General features: G+C 37.9%; 22 protein-coding genes. 17 read left to right on the top strand and 5 right to left on the bottom strand.

The window, feature by feature from the left end:
* Positions 1-67: 67 nt before the first annotated feature.
* Genes NYE67_RS20065 through NYE67_RS20050 form a run of 4 tightly spaced genes read left to right on the top strand, consistent with a single transcriptional unit; the run spans position 68 to position 3,370 of the window.
* On the top strand, positions 68-943 hold the full coding sequence (locus NYE67_RS20065) for a branched-chain amino acid ABC transporter permease (protein ID WP_339214551.1): 876 nt from the start codon (positions 68-70) through the stop codon (positions 941-943).
* Positions 944-952: 9 nt separating this feature from the next.
* Positions 953-1,891 carry a branched-chain amino acid ABC transporter permease gene (locus tag NYE67_RS20060; protein ID WP_191701108.1) on the top strand — a complete coding sequence of 313 codons (939 nt, stop codon included), beginning with the start codon at positions 953-955 and terminating at the stop codon, positions 1,889-1,891.
* Complete coding sequence (locus NYE67_RS20055) at positions 1,888-2,661, top strand: ABC transporter ATP-binding protein (protein WP_340730850.1); 774 nt, start codon at positions 1,888-1,890, stop codon at positions 2,659-2,661. Before NYE67_RS20060 ends, NYE67_RS20055 begins: the two co-directional genes overlap by 4 nt.
* A 1-nt stretch (position 2,662) precedes the next feature.
* Positions 2,663-3,370 carry an ABC transporter ATP-binding protein gene (locus NYE67_RS20050; RefSeq protein WP_340726515.1) on the top strand — a complete coding sequence of 236 codons (708 nt, stop codon included), beginning with the start codon at positions 2,663-2,665 and terminating at the stop codon, positions 3,368-3,370.
* Between the two features lie 58 nt (positions 3,371-3,428).
* Here the strand turns inward: NYE67_RS20050 and NYE67_RS20045 are convergent, their stop codons facing one another.
* From NYE67_RS20045 to NYE67_RS20035, 3 genes are all read right to left on the bottom strand, one after another.
* The gene (locus tag NYE67_RS20045) at positions 3,429-4,154 is read right to left on the bottom strand and encodes a DUF6904 family protein (RefSeq protein WP_340726514.1); all 726 of its coding nucleotides are present in this window, start codon (positions 4,152-4,154) and stop codon (positions 3,429-3,431) included.
* Positions 4,155-4,208: 54 nt separating this feature from the next.
* Positions 4,209-4,913 (bottom strand): 23S rRNA pseudouridine(2604) synthase RluF, encoded by a 705-nt coding sequence (gene rluF, locus NYE67_RS20040; RefSeq protein WP_340727300.1) that lies wholly within the window; start codon positions 4,911-4,913, stop codon positions 4,209-4,211.
* 84 nt (positions 4,914-4,997) lie between these two features.
* Positions 4,998-6,203 carry a polysaccharide deacetylase family protein gene (locus NYE67_RS20035; RefSeq protein ID WP_340726513.1) on the bottom strand — a complete coding sequence of 402 codons (1,206 nt, stop codon included), beginning with the start codon at positions 6,201-6,203 and terminating at the stop codon, positions 4,998-5,000.
* 215 nt (positions 6,204-6,418) lie between these two features.
* Between NYE67_RS20035 and adh the strand changes: the two genes are divergently transcribed.
* The 5 genes from adh (at position 6,419) to NYE67_RS20010 (ending at position 11,426) form a co-directional block, all read left to right on the top strand.
* A complete protein-coding gene (gene adh, locus NYE67_RS20030; RefSeq protein ID WP_340726512.1) occupies positions 6,419-7,945 on the top strand; it encodes an aldehyde dehydrogenase in 1,527 nt (508 codons plus the stop codon).
* 16 nt (positions 7,946-7,961) lie between these two features.
* The gene (locus NYE67_RS20025) at positions 7,962-8,312 is read left to right on the top strand and encodes a DUF779 domain-containing protein (RefSeq protein WP_340726511.1); all 351 of its coding nucleotides are present in this window, start codon (positions 7,962-7,964) and stop codon (positions 8,310-8,312) included.
* 121 nt (positions 8,313-8,433) lie between these two features.
* Positions 8,434-9,408 carry a DUF4003 family protein gene (locus tag NYE67_RS20020; RefSeq protein WP_340726510.1) on the top strand — a complete coding sequence of 325 codons (975 nt, stop codon included), beginning with the start codon at positions 8,434-8,436 and terminating at the stop codon, positions 9,406-9,408.
* 32 nt (positions 9,409-9,440) lie between these two features.
* Complete coding sequence (locus NYE67_RS20015) at positions 9,441-10,868, top strand: aldehyde dehydrogenase family protein (protein ID WP_340726509.1); 1,428 nt, start codon at positions 9,441-9,443, stop codon at positions 10,866-10,868.
* Positions 10,869-10,934: 66 nt separating this feature from the next.
* The gene (locus NYE67_RS20010) at positions 10,935-11,426 is read left to right on the top strand and encodes an acyl-CoA thioesterase (RefSeq protein ID WP_191701118.1); all 492 of its coding nucleotides are present in this window, start codon (positions 10,935-10,937) and stop codon (positions 11,424-11,426) included.
* A 100-nt stretch (positions 11,427-11,526) separates the two neighbouring features.
* Here NYE67_RS20010 and NYE67_RS20005 read toward each other — a convergent pair whose 3' ends face one another.
* Positions 11,527-12,840, bottom strand: coding sequence for a globin-coupled sensor protein (locus NYE67_RS20005; RefSeq protein WP_340726508.1), 1,314 nt, complete (start codon positions 12,838-12,840; stop codon positions 11,527-11,529).
* A 167-nt stretch (positions 12,841-13,007) separates the two neighbouring features.
* On the opposite strand from NYE67_RS20005, the gene NYE67_RS20000 reads away from it, so the two are divergent.
* The 7 genes from NYE67_RS20000 to radA all read left to right on the top strand — a co-directional run bounded on the left by NYE67_RS20000 (position 13,008) and on the right by radA (position 19,900).
* Positions 13,008-13,220 carry an acyltransferase gene (locus NYE67_RS20000; RefSeq protein WP_191701120.1) on the top strand — a complete coding sequence of 71 codons (213 nt, stop codon included), beginning with the start codon at positions 13,008-13,010 and terminating at the stop codon, positions 13,218-13,220.
* Between the two features lie 121 nt (positions 13,221-13,341).
* Positions 13,342-13,647 (top strand): DUF4870 domain-containing protein, encoded by a 306-nt coding sequence (locus NYE67_RS19995; protein ID WP_191701121.1) that lies wholly within the window; start codon positions 13,342-13,344, stop codon positions 13,645-13,647.
* A gap of 176 nt (positions 13,648-13,823) precedes the next feature.
* Positions 13,824-14,288 (top strand): CtsR family transcriptional regulator, encoded by a 465-nt coding sequence (locus NYE67_RS19990; protein WP_191704114.1) that lies wholly within the window; start codon positions 13,824-13,826, stop codon positions 14,286-14,288.
* Positions 14,289-14,300: 12 nt separating this feature from the next.
* Complete coding sequence (locus NYE67_RS19985; RefSeq protein ID WP_340726507.1) at positions 14,301-14,843, top strand: UvrB/UvrC motif-containing protein; 543 nt, start codon at positions 14,301-14,303, stop codon at positions 14,841-14,843.
* A complete protein-coding gene (locus tag NYE67_RS19980; RefSeq protein WP_191701124.1) occupies positions 14,840-15,937 on the top strand; it encodes a protein arginine kinase in 1,098 nt (365 codons plus the stop codon). Before NYE67_RS19985 ends, NYE67_RS19980 begins: the two co-directional genes overlap by 4 nt.
* Positions 15,934-18,378, top strand: a complete 2,445-nt coding sequence (locus tag NYE67_RS19975) for an ATP-dependent Clp protease ATP-binding subunit (protein ID WP_340726506.1) — start codon at positions 15,934-15,936, stop codon at positions 18,376-18,378. Before NYE67_RS19980 ends, NYE67_RS19975 begins: the two co-directional genes overlap by 4 nt.
* Positions 18,379-18,526: 148 nt before the next feature.
* A complete protein-coding gene (gene radA, locus NYE67_RS19970; RefSeq protein ID WP_191701126.1) occupies positions 18,527-19,900 on the top strand; it encodes a DNA repair protein RadA in 1,374 nt (457 codons plus the stop codon).
* Between the two features lie 92 nt (positions 19,901-19,992).
* Here the strand turns inward: radA and NYE67_RS19965 are convergent, their stop codons facing one another.
* Entirely contained in the window at positions 19,993-20,640 is a 648-nt protein-coding gene (locus NYE67_RS19965) for an acetate uptake transporter (RefSeq protein ID WP_340726505.1), read from the bottom strand.
* 299 nt (positions 20,641-20,939) lie between these two features.
* Between NYE67_RS19965 and NYE67_RS19960 the strand changes: the two genes are divergently transcribed.
* Positions 20,940-22,025: a PIN/TRAM domain-containing protein gene (locus NYE67_RS19960; RefSeq protein ID WP_340726504.1), complete on the top strand. Its 1,086-nt coding sequence runs from the start codon at positions 20,940-20,942 to the stop codon at positions 22,023-22,025.

The following is a 22,025-nucleotide window of genomic DNA, read 5'->3' as shown; positions in this document are numbered from 1 at the left end:
AGGGGGGGCGGAACTTGCCTCCCTTTTTCGTATTTTCATAGTTAATAGTTGAAAAGGAAGTGAACTTATGGAGTGGATTCAACAATTAGTGAACGGGATTTCGCTAGGTAGTATTTATGCGCTCATCGCTTTAGGCTATACGATGGTTTACGGGATTATTAAATTAATCAACTTTGCCCATGGTGACGTTTTTATGCTAGGTGCCTTTATCGGTTTTTATGCAATTGCACGTTGGGAAATGAACATATTTTTAGCCCTTATTTTAGCAATGATTTTATGTGCCGTTATCGGAGTAATTATTGAGCGTGTCGCCTATAAACGACTGAGAAATGCGACGCGTATAGCAGCACTTATAACCGCCATTGGGGTATCGCTGTTAATTGAGTACACAGTAATTTTCTTCCGTGGATCATCTCCTGAGGCATATCCGACAGTGTTTACAACGAAGAATATTGAAATTTTTGGTGTTCAAATTAGCACACTAGCCATATTCATTTTGTCTGTATCGATCTTTTTAATGCTTCTCCTACAATTCATTGTACACAAGACGAAAATTGGAAAAGCGATGCGTGCAGTATCACATGACGCTGATGCAGCCCGCTTAATGGGTATTAACGTTGACAATACAATATCTGCAACATTCGCCATTGGTTCTGCTTTAGCAGGAGCAGCTGGTGTAATTTTTGGTATTTACTATACTCGTATCGACCCATTAATGGGGATTATGCCGGGGATTAAGGCATTTATCGCAGCCGTTTTAGGTGGTATAGGTATTATCCCAGGGGCGATGGTAGGCGGTCTTGTTCTTGGAGTAGTAGAAACCGTTGTTTCTGCACTAGGTTATTCTTTATGGCGGGATGCAGCCGCATTCGTCATCCTTATTTTAATTCTAATTTTACGTCCAGCGGGTATTTTCGGTAAAAATACACGCGAGAAAGTGTAGGTGAACAGCATGAAAAAATCAAAAATCTTTTGGGGTTATGCCGTCCTAGCACTTGTTATTTATGCAGTTGTTCAATTATTAATCTCAAATGGTGTTATTCAGAACTACTATCAAAATATGTTTATCGCAATGTGTATTAATATTATTTTAGCAGTTAGTTTACATGTCATAATCGGAGTTACAGGTCAATTTTCGATAGGGCATGCAGGATTTTTAGCAGTCGGTGCTTACATATCGGCAATTTGTACAATGAAGTTTGGCATGCCATTTATTACAGCAATTTTAATTGGTGCAATTGTTGCCGCACTGGCTGGACTATTGGTTGGAATTCCATCTCTTCGTTTAAAAGGGGACTACTTAGCCATTGCAACGCTCGGATTTGCGGAGATTATTCGAATTGTATTTGTTAATACGGACTATGTAGGAGGCGCTGCAGGTTTGCAAGTGACTCACCAATCAACGTGGACATATGCATTCTTTGGAGTATTCATAACTATTTTAGTCATTTCCAACTTCACGAATTCCCGGCATGGTCGCGCATGTATATCCATACGGGAAGATGAAATTGCTGCTGATGCAATGGGAATTAACACGACCTATTACAAAGTAGTCGCATTTGCAATTGGATCATTTTTTGCCGGCGTTGCGGGTGCAATTTACGCCCATAACTACTATATAATTCAGCCAACTGCATTTGGATTTTTAAAATCCTTTGATATTTTAATATTCGTCGTTTTAGGCGGGTTAGGAAGTTTATCAGGATCTGTAATTGCTGCGATTTTATTAACCGTCGTTTCAACGTATTTACAGGACTTCCCGGAGACACGAATGATTATTTATTCATTAATTCTAATTCTAGTTATGTTATATCGTCCGACGGGATTATTAGGTTCAAAAGAAATTACAGCATACTTTAAGTTTGGTAAAAAGGGAGGTACACGCGTATGAGTGCACTTCTAACCGTAGAGAATTTAGGTATTCAATTTGGTGGATTAAAGGCTGTACAAAACGTTGAATTGTACATGAACCAAGGTGAATTAATTGGTCTTATAGGTCCAAATGGAGCAGGGAAGACAACGACATTTAATATGCTAACCGGTGTTTATTCGCCAACAGAAGGAAAGATTATGTTTGATGGCAAATCAATAGGGGGTCTTGATCCATATAAAGTAACAGGCCAAGGAATTAGTCGTACATTCCAAAATATCCGCCTATTTAAGGAGTTATCCGTCCTGGATAATGTAAAGGTGGCAAACCACGGTTTAGCGAAGCACAACTTAGTTTCAAGCATTTTCCGCTTACCAAGCCATTTTAAAGGCGAGGAGAAGATGGAAGAGGAGTCACTGGCTTTTTTAAAGATATTCGGACTGGATGTTTACCGTGATGAGCTTGCTAAAAACTTGCCGTACGGGATGCAACGTCGTTTGGAAATTGCTCGTGCATTGGCAGCAGCTCCAAAGCTATTATTATTAGATGAGCCAGCAGCTGGAATGAATGCAAAGGAAACACATGATTTAATGGAGCTTATTGCATTCATCCGCAAGGAATTTGATTTAACGATTTTATTAATCGAACATGATATGAACTTGGTTATGGGTATTTGTGAACGTATTTACGTGCTGGATCACGGTCAATTAATTGCAAACGGGACACCGGCAGAAATTCGTTCAAACCCGAAAGTAATTGAAGCTTACTTAGGTGAGGAGGTTACAGAATAATATGCTAAAAATTAATGATATTGATGTTTTCTATGGTAATATTCAGGCATTGAAAGGAATCTCCCTCGAAGTAAATGAAGGTGAAATTGTTACATTAATTGGGGCGAATGGGGCAGGGAAAAGCACTTTACTTAAAACAATTTCCGGATTACTAAAGCCAAAGCGTGGCTCAATTGAATATTTAGGTTCTGCAATTGATGGTAAGCCGGCACAATCTATTGTGAAGTCAGGAATTTCCCATGTACCGGAAGGAAGACGTGTATTTTCAAATATGTCAGTAGAGGAGAATTTGGAGCTAGGAGCTTATTTGCGTTCAGATCGAGACGGGATTAAGAAGGATATGGCTCATGTATTTGATTTGTTTCCTCGTCTTTTAGAACGTCGCAAACAGCTGTCAGGGACCCTTTCAGGTGGAGAGCAGCAAATGCTTGCGATGGGGCGCGCTTTAATGGCTAAGCCAAAACTAATCATTATGGATGAGCCTTCAATGGGCTTGGCACCACTAATGGTAAAAAATATATTTAATATTATCGAGATGGTTAATAAAGAAGGTGTTACTGTTTTACTAGTAGAACAAAATGCAAATATGGCATTATCCGTTGCGCACCGTGCCTATGTTCTGGAAACAGGTAAAATAGTGCTTGCAGGCTCTGCGAAGGAACTGCAGGAAAGTGATGAAGTAAGAGCCGCTTATTTAGGTGGATTATAAAAACAAGAAGGCTGGTTATTTAACCAGCCTTCTTTATATGTAAGTATATAAAATATTGCTACCAAATAATCGCTTCTTCATCTGGATACTTTAATGTCAGCTCTACTTCATAAAAAGATTGCTTTGATAAGCTTGTTACATCTAAAAGCTGCTGAATTAATACTTTATAAGTCTCGTCTTCTGTTAAAAGGCGCAATGCGAACGAATTTATATGTTTTTCGCGTTCTTCTTTAGACAATGAAAGATACTCCAGATTCAATATATCAACATACTGCGGGGCATACTGATGAAACAGTGGTGACTTCGTATGTAGCGTTGTTAAAAACAACATATAATGGTCCTCTGGAAAAAATGAAGAGATGGATTCGGCTACAAGTGCCTGGAACTTGCGAACTGTAGTTACCGGCATACTCCACTCCGAATCATCTATTGTTTCTTTATAAAGTGAAATGAAATCATTTAATGCAAGCGCAGAAAAAATGAGCTCAGGGACAAATAAAGGCACACTGTAATAAATATTTTTATCAGGATAAATTGTATGTATCTTCTTTAGCACATTTTTATTTATCCCATTGGCAATATAATCAATACCATGTTCACCTTTAGAAGCTTGGCGTAACTTTAAGCAAACGGCTAATAATCGCTGCCTTACACCTTCATAATGGAAATAGCGCTTTTCTTCCCCGATGACCTCATAAACTGCATGTATTAAATCATCCAAATCCCAATAGTCCCCACTTACCGTTAAACCTGTTAAATTCTCAGTTGGCTGTATTGTTAGCATAACGATGCCTCCTATGCCTAGTAAGCAGCTCTCCCGGTTATGGGAGAGGATTACTTATTGTTTTGGTGTATAATTCAGTAATTTAAATAGTTCATTTCTTTCTTTTTCCGTTAGATCACGCCATTGTCCAACCTTTAAATTGCCAATATGAATATTCATGATACGGATGCGTTGGAGTCTTTGTACAGAATATCCCAGTGCCGAGCACATACGACGAATTTGGCGGTTTAAGCCTTGCTCCAAAATAATTTTGAAAACTTGCGAAGAAACTTTTTCAACACGGCAAGGTAATGTCGTTGTATCCAAAATTTCCACACCTGAGCTCATGTCTTTAATGAATTTGTCGGTAATCGGCTTATCGACTTGTACGACATACTCTTTTTCATGATGATTTTCTGCACGTAAAATCTCGTTTACAATGTCACCATCGTTTGTAAGAAGGAGCAATCCTTCCGAGTCTTTGTCTAAACGGCCAATATGGAAAATACGCAACGGATGATTTACAAAATCAACGACATTGCCTTGAATATGCTTTTCCGTAGTACTTGTAATGCCAACAGGCTTGTTCAGAACGATATAGACTAACTTCTCTTCTCTTTTTACAAGTTTGCCATCTACAAATACTTCGTCACCTGGCTCTACTTGGCTACCATTTGTTGCAAGGGCACCATTTATCTTTACACGTCCATCTTCTACCCATTTATCTGCACCGCGACGAGATACGATGCCGGTTTCTGCTAAATATTTATTTATACGCATAATTTTTTCACCTACTAATAGAATATCTTCAGTATACATGAAATGACTTATAAATTCGTCTCACGTCGTTTTAAATTATTCATATTAATTCAGAACTAATGATTTAAATTGTTCGAGTGGCATAGAATTTTGAACAGGAATCCGGGGTACATATAACCGAGGACTCGTTATTTTTGTTTTACCACCTTTATTTAAAAATGCTAGCGAAATATTATTTTCTATAAATGTAGCTTCATGATTTTTATTAAACTTCCCGTATGGATAGGAATAGTAATGAACTTGTATATTAGGGTCAATTTGCTTTAGTACTTCATTCGTTTGCTGGATATCGTAATGTAAATCTCGAGCTGATGTAAGCTGGAGCTGACTTCTTTTTAATGTATCATGGTAAACATGCAGCGCATAAGTATGATGCTCGATTTCAATAAGATCCATTACACTTTGAAGTTCTTTAAATCCTGCAAATTGTACTATTTTTGCCTCACTGTTAAATGGAGGAGTTTCTTCTTTTACTCGATTTCCAATGACAAAGGTAGTACCATGCATATTTTTTTCTTTTAAAATGGGATAGACCATTTTCTCCAGAGATAAATTGGCATCATCGAAAGTGAGGGCGACTGCTTTTGCAGGAAGTGCCTGCTTTTTTTGCATCCACTGGTCTACATCCTTTAATGAAATAGTCGTATAGCCTTCATTTTTCAAAAATGCCATTTGCTGTTCAAAGTCTCCAATATCAACAACAGAGATATTCTTACGAAAATTGGATTTTTGAATGTTTTCCACAAAGTGGTGATAAATCAAAATTGGAACACCATCGTCAACCTGCATGTTTTTAATAGGAATATATCCAAGCTTTCCACCAATAACAACCTCATAAAAATAGCCTTTTACGCCATTGGAGCTAATACGTGTATTAGCGCTTAATGTAGCAATTTGTCTACTACTATTGCGATGGGAATTATAAACGGGCGTGGGGTCATCGGTTAAAATCTGTATTTTATTATTGTTTTGCGCAGGAGTAATTTTTTCATTTATGCTTCTCGCATCTTGTTTATCGATATGAACCTTTGCATTGCCAATTTCGATCATCCAGTTTCGGTCCTCTAAAGTAGCGAGGTATGTTTCGCCTTTGTTTAAAGTAATGTACTTTACTTCTTGGTTATTATGCAAATAAAAATAGGCCGTTGTATCCTTTTCTATTTTTACTGTTTCTTGTGCCGAAGCGTATGTAACATTTGGAAAGATAAATGATAAAAACAATAAAATAAAAAGTGTACTAAAATATTTCATTTGTCTACTTCCTTTTGGTTAATAGTAATAATTACCAGTATAGCAGAATATTTAAAATAAAATATTCTTAAAATTGTAGTTTAATATTTGAAATTATTGGATTCTTCTGACAATATAATAGTTAGAGATACCTCTCACAACAAGGTGAGCTATTAAATAAAAACCAGTAGATGAGGGTATGGTCACAACAATTTTTGCAAAGGGGAGAGAATTCAATGACAGCAGTGTATCACAATCCTAACACAGATGGCGCATTAGTGAATTTTAAGGAGCGCTATGACAACTTTATTGGTGGTAAATGGACACCTCCAGTAAAAGGGGAGTATTTTGACAATATAACACCGGTTACTGGAAACGTTTTTACGCAAGTTGCTCGTTCAACTGAAGAGGATATCGAACTCGCATTAGATGCAGCGCATGCAGCAAAGGATGCTTGGGGTAAGACATCTGCCGCAGAGCGATCAAATATTTTACTGAAGATTGCTGATCGTATGGAGCAAAACCTAGAAATGTTAGCGGTTGCAGAAACATGGGACAATGGTAAAGCTGTACGGGAAACATTGAATGCAGATTTACCGCTTGGTATTGATCATTTCCGTTATTTTGCGGGGGTATTACGTGCACAAGAAGGATCGATTAGTCAAATTGATGATAATACAGTTGCTTATCATTTCCATGAGCCAATCGGAGTTGTAGGACAAATTATACCGTGGAACTTCCCTTTACTTATGGCGATATGGAAGTTGGCGCCAGCACTTGCTGCAGGAAACTGTGTAGTATTAAAGCCGGCTGAGCAAACGCCAACGTCGATTTTAGTGTTAGTTGAGTTAATTGAAGATTTACTGCCACCTGGTGTAGTGAATGTTGTGAATGGTTTTGGTTTAGAAGCAGGTAAGCCATTGGCATCTAGTCCACGTATCGGAAAAATCGCCTTTACAGGGGAAACAACGACAGGGCGCCTCATTATGCAGTATGCTTCACAAAACTTAATCCCCGTTACATTAGAGTTAGGTGGTAAATCACCAAATATATTCTTTGAAGATATTATGGAGGCAGACGATGCCTTTTTGGACAAAGCCGTGGAAGGTTTCGTATTGTTCGCTTTAAACCAAGGGGAAGTATGTACTTGTCCATCCCGTGCGCTTATTCAAGAGTCGATTTATGAGAAATTCATGGATCGTGTATTGAAGCGTGTTGAAGCGATTAAAACAGGAAACCCTTTAGATACAGATACAATGATGGGTGCTCAGGCTTCTTCTGAGCAAATGGAAAAAATCCAATCGTATTTACAAATTGGAAAAGAGGAAGGTGCTGAATGCTTAATCGGTGGCGAGAAAAATGATCTTGGCGGCGATTATGCAAACGGTTACTATATTAAGCCAACTGTATTTAAAGGTCATAATAAAATGCGTATTTTCCAAGAAGAAATTTTCGGTCCAGTTGTTGCAGTAACAACATTTAAAACGAAGGAAGAAGCTTTAGAAATCGCAAATGATACACTTTATGGATTAGGAGCGGGTGTGTGGACGCGTGATATGAATACTGCCTACCGATTTGGCCGTGGAATTGAAGCAGGACGTGTATGGACAAATTGCTATCATGCATATCCGGCCCATGCAGCATTTGGTGGGTACAAAATGAGTGGTATCGGTCGTGAAAATCATAAAATGATGTTAAGTCATTATCAACAAACGAAAAATCTTTTAGTAAGCTATGATGAAAACCGCTTAGGCTTCTTCTAAGAGAGGGGGTGCAATTTTGGTTGAACGTGTAACCGCAACCGATGCAGCACTACAATTAATTAAGAAGTTAAAGGAACGTCATGGACCGATTATGTTTCATCAATCGGGAGGGTGTTGTGATGGCTCATCGCCAATGTGCTATCCAGATGGAGATTTAATAATTGGTAATCAGGATGTGCTGCTCGGCCATATTGGGGATAGTCCGTTTTATATGCATAAAAATCAATATGATTATTGGAAGCATACCCAAATTATAATTGATGTTGTAGATGGACGGGGCGGGATGTTTTCATTGGAAGGTGTCGAGGGAAAACGCTTTTTATCAAGATCACGTGCATTTACAAAAGAAGAGCTTGAACAGCTTTAAGGATAATGTGAAGAGTAAACACTGATGGATTCCCATTGGTGTTTACTTTTTTTTACAAACAAATACATTATTTTTCACCTCAAATATTTAGGCGTATAATAATGGTTAGGAGTGTGAAGATATGGAAAAGTCATCTTTTATTCAATTGCTTAGCCAAAATTATGAGCGGATGGAGCTCTTTTTTGGGACAAATGAAACCAGTAATATTCGAATACCTTTAGCTAATCAGTTTACATTTTCACGTGAAACATTTAATGGACCAAAATTTGATGATAGTGTTAAAAAAATACATAAGCAAAAACCAAAGAAAAAGTTGATCGATATTTTATCACCATCCAATAATATATCTGCATTGACTTATAGAATTTTAGTGCACCTTGTATTGCATCCAGAACCTGAGCAAGAGCTGAAACGCTTAATCTCAAATGAACAGTTGCTAATAAAGGCAGGATTTAAAAATAGTGCCTATCAAAATATAGCTGCATTATTTTTAACAGATGAAGAACATGCATTTCGAGCTAAGAAGTTGCATACTGAAATGAAAAAACATCACTATTTTTTAACTGGCAAAGATGACATTCCTTACGCAGTATTATTAACAAATCAATCCAGTAATTATGGAACGTTGGCTGAAACGATGCGGCAATATTATGATGGCTTGCAGAAAGAAGGTTTTAAAATTGGTGATTCATTACAGGCGATGACCCAGCTTTTGGCACTATATCAAGAGGAGTTTCAGCCTACTTTAATTGAATATACTGTTGCGATTAAACAATCATTTACTAACAAAAAGGTAAAGGTGGGTAAGAAATTTTATCCATATTTAGCTTTGCTCGCTTTAGTAGCTGCAACCTCTGAAGTAGTGGATGAAATTATTGAGCTATCTCAGGAATTAAAAAGTCTATCTATGTTTGCAAGGGAAAAGGAATATGCGTTAATAACGGCAACCCACTATGTACTGCATAGCTTAATAGAAAACAATCAATTAGCTGATTTTAATGATAGTCTACTTTTTATGCAAGCAGTTGATATGAGTAATTTCATTAATGATATGACATTTTTTTTAGCATTGGATATTCTCGATATATTTATTTAAATTGGGTAGATAATATAGAGGAGGGATTAATTATGAAAGAAACAAAATTATGGATTAATGGCAAATGGGAAAGTACAGCGGAGTTAAGCGAACTAACAGCACCCTATACGGGAAAAATAATTGCGAAAGTTGCAAAAGCCTCTGTTGCTGATGTGGAAAGAGCGATTGAAGGGGCTCATAAAGCGTTTTTGTCATTTAAGAAGACAACGGCATATGAACGTGCAGAGATTTTATATAAAGTTGCGGCAATTATGCGTGACCGTAAATTTGAGCTTGCAAAAATTTTAGCAGATGAAGCGGCAAAACCGTTATCAGCAGGACTTACTGAATTAGATCGTACAATTACTACGTATCAATTCGCAGCAGAAGCGGCAAAACAAATTACAGGTGAAACTGTTCCAATGGATGCTACACCTGGTGTTAAAGATCGAATGGGCTATACAAAGCGAGTACCATTAGGAGTAGTCTCTGCAATAACACCGTTTAACTTTCCGTTTAACTTAGTGGCGCATAAGTTAGGGCCGGCCTTTGCTGTAGGGAATACAGTTGTATTAAAACCGGCATCACAAACACCATTAAGTGCGCTTGCGATGGCGGAAATTTTTAAAGAAGCTGGATTACCGGACGGGGCTCTGCAAATTGTGACTGGTGGTGGCGGCGATTTAAGCGATACGCTTGTGACACATCCGCTGGTGAAAAAAGTTACATTTACTGGTAGTGGGCCGGTTGGACTGAAAATTAAAGAAAAGGTCGGCTTACGTAAAATTACATTAGAGCTAGGTTCAAATGCTGCATTAATTGTAGAGCCTTCAACACCAATAGAAAAAGTTATAGCGCGCTGTGTAGGCGGGGCATTTGGCTTTGCGGGACAAGTCTGCATTTCTCTACAGCGTGTATATGTTCATAGTTCTATTTACGAGCAATTCACGAAGTTGTTTGTTGAAGAGACAGAAAAGTTAGTAGTTGGAGATCCACATGATGAACAGACAGATGTGAGTGCCATGATTCACCCTGATGAGGTAAAACGTATTAAGAATTGGATTGAAGCCGCGAAACAACAAGGTGCGGTTGTTGCAACAGGGGCGGAATTTACGGATCGTACATGCTCGCCAACTGTTATGACAAATGTGAAGCCGGATATGAAAATTGTATGTGAAGAAACCTTTGCGCCTATTGTTTCAATCGTTCCATATGAAACGTTAGACGAGGCAATAGCGCTCGTAAACGAATCAGATTTAGCCTTAAATGCGGGTATTTATACAAACGTTTTCACAGATGCTATGAAAGCAGCAGAGGAGATTGAAGCAGGAACGGTAGTTATTAATGATGTTCCTACATTCCGCGTAGATAATATGCCATATGGTGGTGTAAAAAATAGCGGCTATGGCAAAGAAGGTATTAAGTATGCTGTGGAAGAAATGACAGAGCTGAAATTTATAACAATGAAGCTGACATATTAAAAATTCAAACTAGCACTTTGCCCTATCGAATAGTAACATGGAGTGTAGTTAGAAAGGAGGATATTTATGAAAACTACTTTACCAATGAGTTATTCAAAATCTATCCAAACTCGATTAGTACTACCTCCTGATACGAATCACCATCAATCTATATTCGGGGGAAAAGTATTAGCATATATTGATGAGATTGCGGCAATTGCAGCAATGAAACATTCTCAGGGAGAGGTCGTCACAGCATCTTTCGATTCCGTAGATTTTGTCTCACCAGCATATGCAGGTGATATGATAGAGCTAGAGGCAGTTGTTTCTGGGACGGGACGTACATCAATGGAAGTGTATGTACGTGTAGTTTCTAGGAATGTTAAAACTGGTGCAAAAAAGTTAACGACAGAATCTTTCGTGACAATGGTTGCAATTGATGGAAATGGCAATCCGAAAGAAGTACCAGGTGTTGAACCGGAAACGGATTTTGAACGTCATTTATTTGAAACAGGTCCTATTCGTCAAGAACATCGAAAGCAAAAGCGGGTCTTATCAAAAAATCGTCTGCTTAAATGACAATTTAGGAATAATCAAATGAGGCAGTGATAAAGGGAAACCTTTTACCACTGCCTCTTCATTTTTCTTAATAGCTAATTAGAACACCGCTAATTGAAAATTAGTTATTTAATTCATGAACGATGCGCAACAACGAATCAGAAGAAGTTGAGACAAGATTTGTTGTATGTGTTAATCCCGTAATGACAGAGGATATGGTATGAATGTCTTCATTAGTATTTTCATATTTCTTTTTAATGCCGGATACAGCTTCTGTAATAGAAGTAAATGAATCCGCTAAATTTTTTTGAGTATCGACACTCATTTTGACCTGCTCATCGACACTCGAAACAGAATGAGACATTTGGGTAATACTGAGCTCAGTTTCTTTAATTAATTGCGACACATTTTGAACTGCTTTTTTCGTTTCTTCTGCAAGCTTTCGAACTTCATCCGCTACGACAGCAAAACCTTTACCATGTTCTCCCGCACGGGCAGCTTCAATAGATGCATTTAACGCTAGTAAATTCGTTTGATCAGCGATACCTGTAACTAACCCTACGATATCAGCAATTTTTTGAGAGGATTGACGAAGTGTAACCATTGAAGTTTCCAATGTCTCTACTCGGTCTAAAATCGTCGTCATAATTGCCGTTTGACTCACTAAATAGGTTGTGCCGGTTGTCGATTTGTCTTCTGTCTCCGCGACTAAATTTAAACCTTGCTCTGTATTAGAAGCGATTTCTTCAGATTGGCTGGCTATTTCCTGTAAGGAATCGTTTGTTTCATCACTAATGCTATACAATTCCTGCGCGGTATTTTGAATGCGGTCGATTAGTTTTGTTTGCAATTCTACATTTTCCAAACGAATGCGCTGTTCTTCCTTTTCATAAGCTTCGATAACAAGCTGCTGTTCGAGATTAATAATTTTCGAGAAAGCATTAATGGCTTTGCCCATTTCTAAGTTCGGCATATCAATCTTTTCGATAAACTCAATAAATGTCGTTACTAAGGATTGGAACGAAGCGATATACCATTTTGATTTTAAACCAATTCTGACATGTACATGTGCAATTGTCTGACGCTCTTCTAAGTAATGCGAATCAATTGAAGCTTTAAAAATACTTTCTAAATGTTTGTATAGAGTAACTTTTAATCGGTCTATTTTACTTGTATTATTTATAATATCAGTAAGCTCCGTGCTTAAACTAATTGCTGCATAGAACTGTTCCACCATAGTAGGAATGATTTCTGGTGCAAAGGGCTCCAGCTGTTTGATTATGGCTAAGTCATCGTTTGTTAATTTTAATAATTGAAGCTGTTTATTTAAATCGGGATACTTCGAAACATCTAAAGAAACTTCTTGAGAATATTTATCTATATCAAAGTAAGGTTTTTTCGAAACTTTAGTCGCTCTTGCAAATAGAATGCCCATACTATTCCTCATTTCATTAATTTTCCAACTATTACAATCTTACTGTTTTTTATTGGTATTATCATTATTATTTCGGTATAAATTCTTATTATTGAAGAATTTGTAATTTAAAATTAAACGAGGTATGATAGAAACTAACAAAAATAGATTCAAAGGGCGTAGAAAAAATGAAATTTCATAAAGGTCGTTTAAAATTTGTTATACCATTGTCATTAGGGGTTGCAATTGCTTCTTATATTATGTTAGTCAATAATTATGCAGAAGTAGGCGACCGTGATCGAATATTGATTGTGATAGGAGCTACCATTTTAACAGCTATAATTTCGTATTTTTTATTTCCTCAAGAAGGGGATAACCCGGATGATAGAGGTCCATATTAATCAGAAGTTTATTCTCTAAGAAATCTCGATAAAAGAATCGGGATTTTTTTATTCCTGCTATGAAACTTTTATGAATATTATTCGTAAATAAGTTAACAATACAAAGTGAGGTTGATAACAAATGGAATCTAAATGGTCAAAAATTATTATACATGCGAGTGCCTTTTTTGCTCCTTTCTTAGTACCGATTCTATTTTTCTTAATAACTACTGAATCCGAAGTAAAACGTACTGCAATGCAAGCATTACTATTCCAAGTTGTATTTGGTATTTTATTAACAATTGCAGGGATCTTCACAATTGTGTTAATCGGTTTACCATTCTTATTGGTGTTCTTCATAATCTTCTGGGGTGCTCCAGTGATAGGAATTATAAAAGCATTATCAGACCAAGATTGGAATTATCCAATTGTCGGTCGTTGGGTCTAAGATTAAGCGGTCGAGTTTGTACAAAACAAACTCGGCTGTTTTTTTACATTAATAGGGATTTATTGTTGTGATTTAGGGGAAACTTAAGTAAGAGCAAATAGTTGCATTACAAAAAATAAATATTGTATATTTAAGTCAAAGATAGTCAAAGTCAGTTGATGAGAGGTGAGAACAGCATGAGGAATATATCTGACATAATTGAAGGGTATTTGAAGGAAGTTATTGAATTAGATGGACAGGGACATATTGAAATAAAGCGAAATGAATTAGCGAAGCAATTTTCCTGCGCTCCTTCCCAAATCAATTACGTCATCAATACGCGTTTCACGACCGAACACGGATACTATGTAGAGAGTAAACGCGGGGGTGGCGGTTATATTCGAATTTTGCGAGTAACAATCCACTCAAAGAAAAACTTATTAGATGAAATGGAAACACAGATAGGGAATGCCATTGCACAGACGAATGCAGAGCATATTATTTATCGATTGTTGGAAGAGGATATTATTACCGAGCGTGAAGCAAGCATTATGAAAGTAGCCCTCGATCGTGTCACATTACAGGTAGGTTTACCACTCCGTGATCAGTTAAGGGCACGCATTATGCATGCAATGCTACAAACGATTTCTTTTGAAAAGTAGAGGTGTAAATATATGATATGTGAGCATTGTAAGCAGCGTCATGCAAATGTAACGGTAACACAAGTTCACAACGGTCAGAAAGTGGAACGTCACTATTGTGAAGTATGCGCTACACAATTCCATCCATTTCAATTTGATGTGAGTGAAGAGCCAACATCTCTTCAACAACTAATATCGAATTGGTTCAATTTTGTACCAGTGAACGCAAAAAAAGAAAATGCAACGAAACAGCCTACTACTCAAAAGGCGTGTCCTTCTTGTGGGTTTACGTACCGACAATTTTTAAAGCAAGGTAAATTTGGTTGTGGTCAGTGTTATGAAACATTTAGCGAGCAATTACCACAGTTGCTTGAGCGCATTCAAGCAGGCACACAGCATGTAGGGTACGAAAAAAATGCCCCATCAAAAGAAAAAATTGAACAACAAATTAACGAACTCCGTACATTATTACATCAGGCAATTGCTGAGGAACGCTTTGAAGATGCAGCCTCGATTCGTGATGAAGTCCGTGAATTGGAAAATAAAATTAAACAGGAAGGAGAGGGGAACGCATGAACATCGAGCATTTTCTAACGAATGCTAGTCCAAGCTGGATGCAACATGAAAGCGAATCGGATATCGTCATAAGCACACGCATTCGACTTGCTCGTAATATTGCCAATACTCGATTTCCGATAAGTTTTACAGAAGAAGAGGCACAGGTAGTCGAAGATAAAATGATGAAGGTGCTACTATCTACAGACGTAAACCCTTATCAATTTTCCTACTTCCAAATAAAAGATATGCCTGTATTACAGCGTCAAATCTTAGTGGAGAAGCATCTTATAAGCCCTAACTTGGCGCGAAGAAAAAAAATAGGATCATTTTTTTTAACAAAAGATGAATCCATTAGCATATTAGTAAATGAAGAGGACCATATTCGAATTCAGAGCCTGACACAAGGTATGAACTTAAAAGAAGCCTTTCAGGAAGCTAGAACAATTGACCGCTACTTGAGTAAGTCAATCAACTATGCATATGAAGACCGATATGGATACTTAACAAGTTGCCCGACCAATGTTGGAACGGGACTTAGAGCCTCTGTCATGCTTCATTTACCAGCACTTACGATGACTAAACAAATGAATGCCTTAATTCAGATGATGACAAGATTAGGAATGGTAGTGAGGGGTATATATGGAGAAGGAAGTGAAAATTTAGGTAATATTTATCAAATCTCTAATCAAATCACTTTAGGTAAATCTGAAGAAACAATTTTGCAGGAGCTTCAAGAAGTAGTAGAGCAAGTTATACAAAAAGAACAGCTTGCTCGGAAGAATTTGTTGATGCGAGCGCCTTCAATATTAGAAGACCGTTTAAGTCGCTCACTTGGTACATTGAAGTATGCAAAAATTTTACCGAGTGAAGAAGCCGCAAGCTGTTTATCCAATGTCCGTCTTGGGGTAAGTTTAGGATTATTAGAACCTATTTCACAGCGTAAATTAAATGAGTGCATGCTTTTAATGCAACCTGGACTCATTCAGCAATATATTGGTACTACTTTGCAACCAGCAGAGCGCGATATGTATCGTGCAAAGCTTTTACAAGATAAGTTAAACGAGCAAGATGAAGCTACAAACAATGGGGAAAAAGGAGAGGATTTTTTATGATGTTCAATCGATTCACACAACGTGCTCAGAAAGTATTACAACTTGCTCAAGAAGAAGCAATTCGCCTTAAGCATAAAGAAATTGGAACAGAACATATTTTACTTGGCTTAATTCGTGAAGGTGGCGGGATTGCCGCAAAAGCATTAGAAGCAATTAATATAAGCCCTCAAATGATTGAAACAGGTATAGAGGAATTAGTAGGAAAAGGTACCGAGGAAGTTGGGCCTATCGTACATTACACACCGCGTGCTAAAAAAGTAATCGAACTTTCATTGGATGAATCACGTAAATTAGGTCATGCATATGTAGGTACAGAACATATCCTATTGGCATTAATTCGTGAAGGAGAAGGTGTTGCAGCACGTGTATTGGCTAACACAGGTGTAAGTATTAATAAAGCACGCCAACAAGTTTTATTACTGTTAGGAAATAATGATGCCAATAATAGTGGAACGTCAAATATGGCGCAAACTGTAAATACACCGACGCTGGATAGTTTAGCACGTGACTTAACAGCAGTTGCCCGAGAAGGTTCACTTGATCCTGTCATTGGACGCTCAAAAGAAATTACACGTGTCGTGGAAGTATTGTCACGCCGTACGAAAAATAACCCAGTACTAATCGGGGAGCCAGGTGTCGGTAAAACAGCCATTGCTGAAGGATTAGCTCAGCAAATTATTAATAATGAAGTACCTGAAACACTACGTGACAAACGTGTTATGACACTTGATATGGGTACTGTAGTAGCAGGTACAAAATACCGCGGTGAATTCGAGGATCGTCTGAAAAAAGTTATGGATGAAATTCGCCAAGCCGGCAATATTATTCTGTTCATCGATGAGCTTCATACACTTATCGGCGCAGGTGGTGCAGAAGGTGCAATTGATGCATCTAACATTTTAAAACCATCTTTAGCCCGTGGTGAATTACAATGTATCGGTGCCACAACACTTGATGAATATCGTAAATATATTGAAAAAGATGCCGCATTGGAGCGTCGTTTCCAACCTATCCAAGTTGATGAGCCGTCTGTTGATGAAACAATCCAAATTATTAAAGGCTTACGTGACCGTTATGAAGCACATCACCGTGTGAAAATTTCGGATGAAGCAGTAGAAGCGGCGGCGAAATTATCAGATCGTTACATTTCAGACCGTTTCTTACCGGATAAAGCAATTGACTTAATTGATGAGGCAGGTTCGAAAGTTCGTTTACGTTCATATACAGTACCACCGAATTTAAAAGAATTGGAAGATAAGCTAGAAGGCATAAAATCTGAAAAGAATGCTGCTGTTTCAGGTCAGGAATTCGAAAAGGCAGCAGCGTTACGCGATTCGGAGCAAAAGCTAAAACAAGAGCTGGAGCAAATGAAAAAGGAATGGAAAGAAAAACAGGGTAAAGAAGAGTCGACAGTATATGTGGATGACATTGCCCAAGTTGTTGCAATGTGGACTGGAATTCCGGTTTCTAAAATCGCACAAGCAGAATCAGCGAAATTACTGAACCTTGAAGAAGAATTACACAAGCGTGTAGTCGGTCAAGGTGAAGCGGTGGAAGCAATTTCACGAGCTATTCGTCGTGCACGCGCGGGATTAAAAGATCCTAAACGTCCAATCGGTTCATTCATCTTCCTTGGTCCTACAGGTGTCGGTAAAACGGAACTTGCACGGGCGCTGGCAGAAGTAATGTTCGGTGATGAAGATGCGATGATCCGTGTAGATATGTCAGAGTATATGGAGAAACATTCGACTTCACGTTTAGTTGGTTCACCTCCAGGCTATGTGGGCTTTGATGATGGCGGTCAATTAACGGAAAAAGTTCGTCGTAAACCATACTCAGTTGTATTACTTGATGAAATCGAAAAAGCACATCCAGATGTATTCAACATCTTATTGCAAGTACTGGAAGATGGTCGTTTAACGGATTCAAAAGGTCGTGTTGTAGATTTCCGTAATACGGTAGTTATTATGACATCAAACGTTGGTGCGGATGCATTGAAATACCGTAAGCATGTTGGATTTAGTGCAGGATTAAATGAATCGAAAGATAAAGATATGAAGGGTACAATGCTGGAAGAACTGAAAAAAGCATTCCGCCCAGAGTTCTTAAACCGTATTGATGAAATGATTGTGTTCCACTCATTAGAGAAAGTTCACTTAAAAGAAATCGTATCATTAATGGCTAACTCTTTAACAAACCGTCTTAAAGAGCAAGAAATTGAGCTGCACCTTACAGATGCTGCACTTGAAAAGATTGCTGAAGAAGGCTACGATCCACAATATGGTGCTCGCCCATTACGTCGTGCATTGCAAAAACATGTGGAAGATCGTTTATCTGAAGAACTGTTAAAAGGGACATTAGATAAATCGCAAACAGTGGTACTTGATTATGTAAGTGATGAGTTTATCGTCCGTACTCAAGAAAAAGTATCATCAAATTAATGGAATAAAAAGATGAGGTAGGTTAATTCCTGCCTCGTCTTTTTTTATCCATTTTTGAAGCCCAAAATGAATTTTACGACTGATTAGTGGGTATTCGATTTTGTTTCGTGTACAATTATAGGAACAAACATTCGAAGGAGCTAGCAAAATGGCAAAAAAGAAATCGAAATTTATGTGCAGCAGCTGTGGCTATGAAGCGGCAAAATGGATGGGGCGTTGCCCAGGGTGTGGCGAATGGAATACGATGAATGAAGAAGTCGAAGTCATCACAAAAGGGCCGCGTGGTGCGTTCCAGCATTCTACAACCGCTACAAAGGCAACACCTATTATTCATGTGGAGGTACAGGAAGAAACACGTATTGCCACAGAAATGAATGAATTTAATCGCGTTCTAGGCGGCGGAATTGTCCCAGGCTCACTTGTTTTGATAGGGGGAGACCCGGGAATAGGGAAGTCGACATTACTATTACAAGTATCTGCTCTTCTTTCTAATCAAGGAAAGCGTGTGTTATACATTTCCGGCGAGGAATCTGTACGTCAAACGAAACTAAGAGCCGAACGCTTAGGAGTTCACACTCCAGAGCTTTATATTTACTCGGAAACAAATCTGGAATTTTTAAATCAAACAATTGATGAAGTACAACCGAAATTTGTTATAGTCGATTCAATTCAAACAGTACATCATCCAGAAGTAACGAGTGCGCCGGGGAGTGTTTCTCAAGTACGTGAATGTACAGCAGAATTAATGCGTATTGCGAAAACGAAAAACATCGCGATTTTCTTGGTTGGTCACGTTACAAAGGAAGGTCAGATTGCAGGGCCGCGTATTTTAGAACATATGGTAGATACTGTTTTGTATTTTGAAGGGGAGCGTCACCATAACCACCGTATTTTACGGAGTCAAAAAAACCGTTTTGGTTCTACAAATGAAATTGCTATTTTTGAGATGCTCCACGGTGGATTGAAAGAAGTATTGAATCCGTCTGAGCTGTTTCTACAGGAACGTTCACAAGGTGCACCAGGCTCGACAATTGTGGCGTCAATGGAAGGGACACGACCAATTTTGGTGGAAATACAGTCACTTATCACGCCGACAAGTTTCAATTATCCAAAACGCATGGCTACAGGGGTTGATCAAAACCGTGTGCAGCTTTTAATGGCAGTATTGGAAAAACGGATGGGTATGATGCTTCAGGCACAGGATGCCTATATTAAAGTTGCCGGTGGTGTGAAGCTGGATGAGCCGGCAATTGATTTAGCGGTATTAACGAGTATTGTTTCGAGCTTTAAAGATCAAACGGTACGCCCGACTGATTGCTTTATTGGGGAAGTAGGATTAACTGGGGAAGTACGCCGCGTTTCTAGAATTGAACAGCGTGTACAGGAAGCGGCAAAGCTAGGGTTTAAACGCGCATTTATTCCAGCCTCCAATATTGGTGGCTGGGAGTTCCCTGCAGATATTCAAGTAGTCGGTGTTGAAACAATTAGTGATGCACTTCGGGAATCTTTTCAAAATTTATAATACACTTATTATCATGCTCTTTGCAGATAAAAAAAGCGTCGCAAATGTTAGTATACATTTTGCGGCGCTTTATTTTGTCCAAGTCCTATGAATTATGCTTTTACAGTTTTATCTTTCTTTTCAAATGCTTCTCTTGTGAAAATGCCAAAAGGCTTTCCAATCGGTAAGAAGTTGAAGCCGAAATGCTTGTTTAATACATTAGCCCCTGCACCGTAAAGTGATAAAAGCGCAATAATTAATTCAGAATAAGCGGCTAATAAATGCATACCATGTTCCATTATGCCAAATGAGCTTAAAGCCAAACCGATAAATAGTAAATCAATCATTACAAAGATAGAAAATAAAACTTTATTTGTTTCAGCTGCACCAATCGTCATAAATAGGGTAAAGATTAAATACCCTAGATACACAACGCCAAGCTGACGTGTATCAACAGATGCTTGCAATGCTTCACCGAACACACCGGCTTGAACGAACCAGCTCATACCTACACCCATCCAAAATAAACCATATGCGCCAAATGCTGTCGTACCAAATGTATTATTATGCTTTGAATCTAATACTGACGCGTAAAATTGTGCAATCCCACCTAAGAAAATTGCCCAGGGAATGACTAAACCTAAACCTTCAGTCCATCCCAATTTTTGAGTTGAAGCGACAAATGTTACAATAGCTAAACCGAATAACCCGATTGCAGATGGGTCAGCGGTTGAAATTTTTACTTCTTTCGTTATATCCAAAACGTATTCTCCTATTCTATGTTGTCATTTTTCTATTATTTTAAAATAATATCTAAAATCGTTATTTATTACTATGTAAGAGTATAATTTTAAATGAACTCTGTAATAATCGAAAAGATATGATGTAAATTCAACAAATACAAAGGGAGAATTCTCTGTAAATGTTTAATATTAATAAAGGCATGGAACTTACATAAATAGAGTCTTTAATTAATATTTCTATTTTGCTGCGATATTGATGGTTGTGCTTCGCATGAACAGGGCATTATATGTATAATTATTGATGGAGGTGATAGTAATTGTTAAAAAGAATTATTCAAGTAGCATTTTTATTTATCGGTGGAGCATTAGGTCTCATTTTCTTACCGCCATTATATGAATTTATGAATTTATCATCCAATCCGTGGCTTAATAATCCGTACATTAGTGTTGCGATAGGTGCTGCTTTATTATTTGTTCTATCGTTTGCGTTATCCGATTACTTTGTAAAATTAATTACATGGTTAGAAGAAGTATTATTTAAATTGCCTGCAGCAGATTTATTGTTTGGGACGCTTGGCTTAATTGTAGGGCTAAGTGTAGCAACATTAGTTGGTGTGGCAATTAATCAAATGAATATACCTGTAATTACTGCGGTTGTTCCAGCAATCTTATCGATTGTACTTGGATATTTAGGCTTTAGATTAGGCTTTAGTAAGCGTGATGAGCTTATGCAGATTTTTACAGTGAAATCCACAAAGAAACGTATTAATGATGCATCTGGAAAAGAAGTGCAGGAACAGGAGCAAGATCAATATAAATTGCTTGATACGAGCGTTATTATTGATGGTCGTATAGCGGACATATCCGAGACTGGGTTTGTTGAAGGAATTTTAGTCGTGCCTCAGTTTGTGCTAACAGAGCTTCAGCATATTGCAGATTCTTCTGATACGTTAAAACGTACGCGTGGTCGCAGAGGGTTGGATATTCTAAAGCGTCTTCAGGATGAACGGTCATCCAAAGTCCTTATTACTGAAGTAGATTTTGAAGATGTGGCTGAAGTGGATTTAAAATTGGTCCGTTTAGCTAAAAATATGAGCGCACAAATTTTAACGAATGATTTTAACTTAAATAAAGTTTGCGAATTGCACCGAGTAAAAGTATTGAATATTAATGATTTGGCAAATGCGGTCAAGCCTGTCGTTATTCCTGGTGAAGATATGCAAGTAGTTGTGATTAAAGATGGTAAAGAACACAATCAAGGGGTAGCATATTTAGATGATGGTACGATGATTGTTGTAGAAGGCGGTCGTAGTTATATCGGGCAGGCGATTAGAGTAACGGTAACAAGTGTATTACAAACATCAGCCGGACGAATGATTTTCGCGAAGCCAAAAGAAGATTAG

Origin of the sequence: Solibacillus sp. FSL W8-0474, assembly GCF_038004065.1 — a bacterium.
In the GTDB taxonomy this organism is placed as follows: domain Bacteria; phylum Bacillota; class Bacilli; order Bacillales_A; family Planococcaceae; genus Solibacillus; species Solibacillus faecavium.
Note: the sequence above shows the minus strand (reverse complement) of the source record. Positions and strands in the feature narration are given on the sequence as shown.

Coding starts and splice junctions, on each gene's coding strand:
- NYE67_RS19990 (WP_191704114.1), top strand. CDS start 13,824: ATGAGGAATATATCTGACATAATTGAAGGGTATTTGAAGGAAGTTATT.
- adh (WP_340726512.1), top strand. CDS start 6,419: ATGACAGCAGTGTATCACAATCCTAACACAGATGGCGCATTAGTGAAT.
- NYE67_RS20000 (WP_191701120.1), top strand. CDS start 13,008: ATGAAATTTCATAAAGGTCGTTTAAAATTTGTTATACCATTGTCATTA.
- NYE67_RS20050 (WP_340726515.1), top strand. CDS start 2,663: ATGCTAAAAATTAATGATATTGATGTTTTCTATGGTAATATTCAGGCA.
- NYE67_RS20015 (WP_340726509.1), top strand. CDS start 9,441: ATGAAAGAAACAAAATTATGGATTAATGGCAAATGGGAAAGTACAGCG.
- NYE67_RS20035 (WP_340726513.1), bottom strand. CDS start 6,203: ATGAAATATTTTAGTACACTTTTTATTTTATTGTTTTTATCATTTATC.
- NYE67_RS19975 (WP_340726506.1), top strand. CDS start 15,934: ATGATGTTCAATCGATTCACACAACGTGCTCAGAAAGTATTACAACTT.
- NYE67_RS19980 (WP_191701124.1), top strand. CDS start 14,840: ATGAACATCGAGCATTTTCTAACGAATGCTAGTCCAAGCTGGATGCAA.
- NYE67_RS20045 (WP_340726514.1), bottom strand. CDS start 4,154: ATGCTAACAATACAGCCAACTGAGAATTTAACAGGTTTAACGGTAAGT.
- NYE67_RS20020 (WP_340726510.1), top strand. CDS start 8,434: ATGGAAAAGTCATCTTTTATTCAATTGCTTAGCCAAAATTATGAGCGG.
- NYE67_RS20060 (WP_191701108.1), top strand. CDS start 953: ATGAAAAAATCAAAAATCTTTTGGGGTTATGCCGTCCTAGCACTTGTT.
- NYE67_RS20005 (WP_340726508.1), bottom strand. CDS start 12,840: ATGGGCATTCTATTTGCAAGAGCGACTAAAGTTTCGAAAAAACCTTAC.
- radA (WP_191701126.1), top strand. CDS start 18,527: ATGGCAAAAAAGAAATCGAAATTTATGTGCAGCAGCTGTGGCTATGAA.
- rluF (WP_340727300.1), bottom strand. CDS start 4,913: ATGCGTATAAATAAATATTTAGCAGAAACCGGCATCGTATCTCGTCGC.
- NYE67_RS20010 (WP_191701118.1), top strand. CDS start 10,935: ATGAAAACTACTTTACCAATGAGTTATTCAAAATCTATCCAAACTCGA.
- NYE67_RS19995 (WP_191701121.1), top strand. CDS start 13,342: ATGGAATCTAAATGGTCAAAAATTATTATACATGCGAGTGCCTTTTTT.
- NYE67_RS19985 (WP_340726507.1), top strand. CDS start 14,301: ATGATATGTGAGCATTGTAAGCAGCGTCATGCAAATGTAACGGTAACA.
- NYE67_RS20065 (WP_339214551.1), top strand. CDS start 68: ATGGAGTGGATTCAACAATTAGTGAACGGGATTTCGCTAGGTAGTATT.
- NYE67_RS20055 (WP_340730850.1), top strand. CDS start 1,888: ATGAGTGCACTTCTAACCGTAGAGAATTTAGGTATTCAATTTGGTGGA.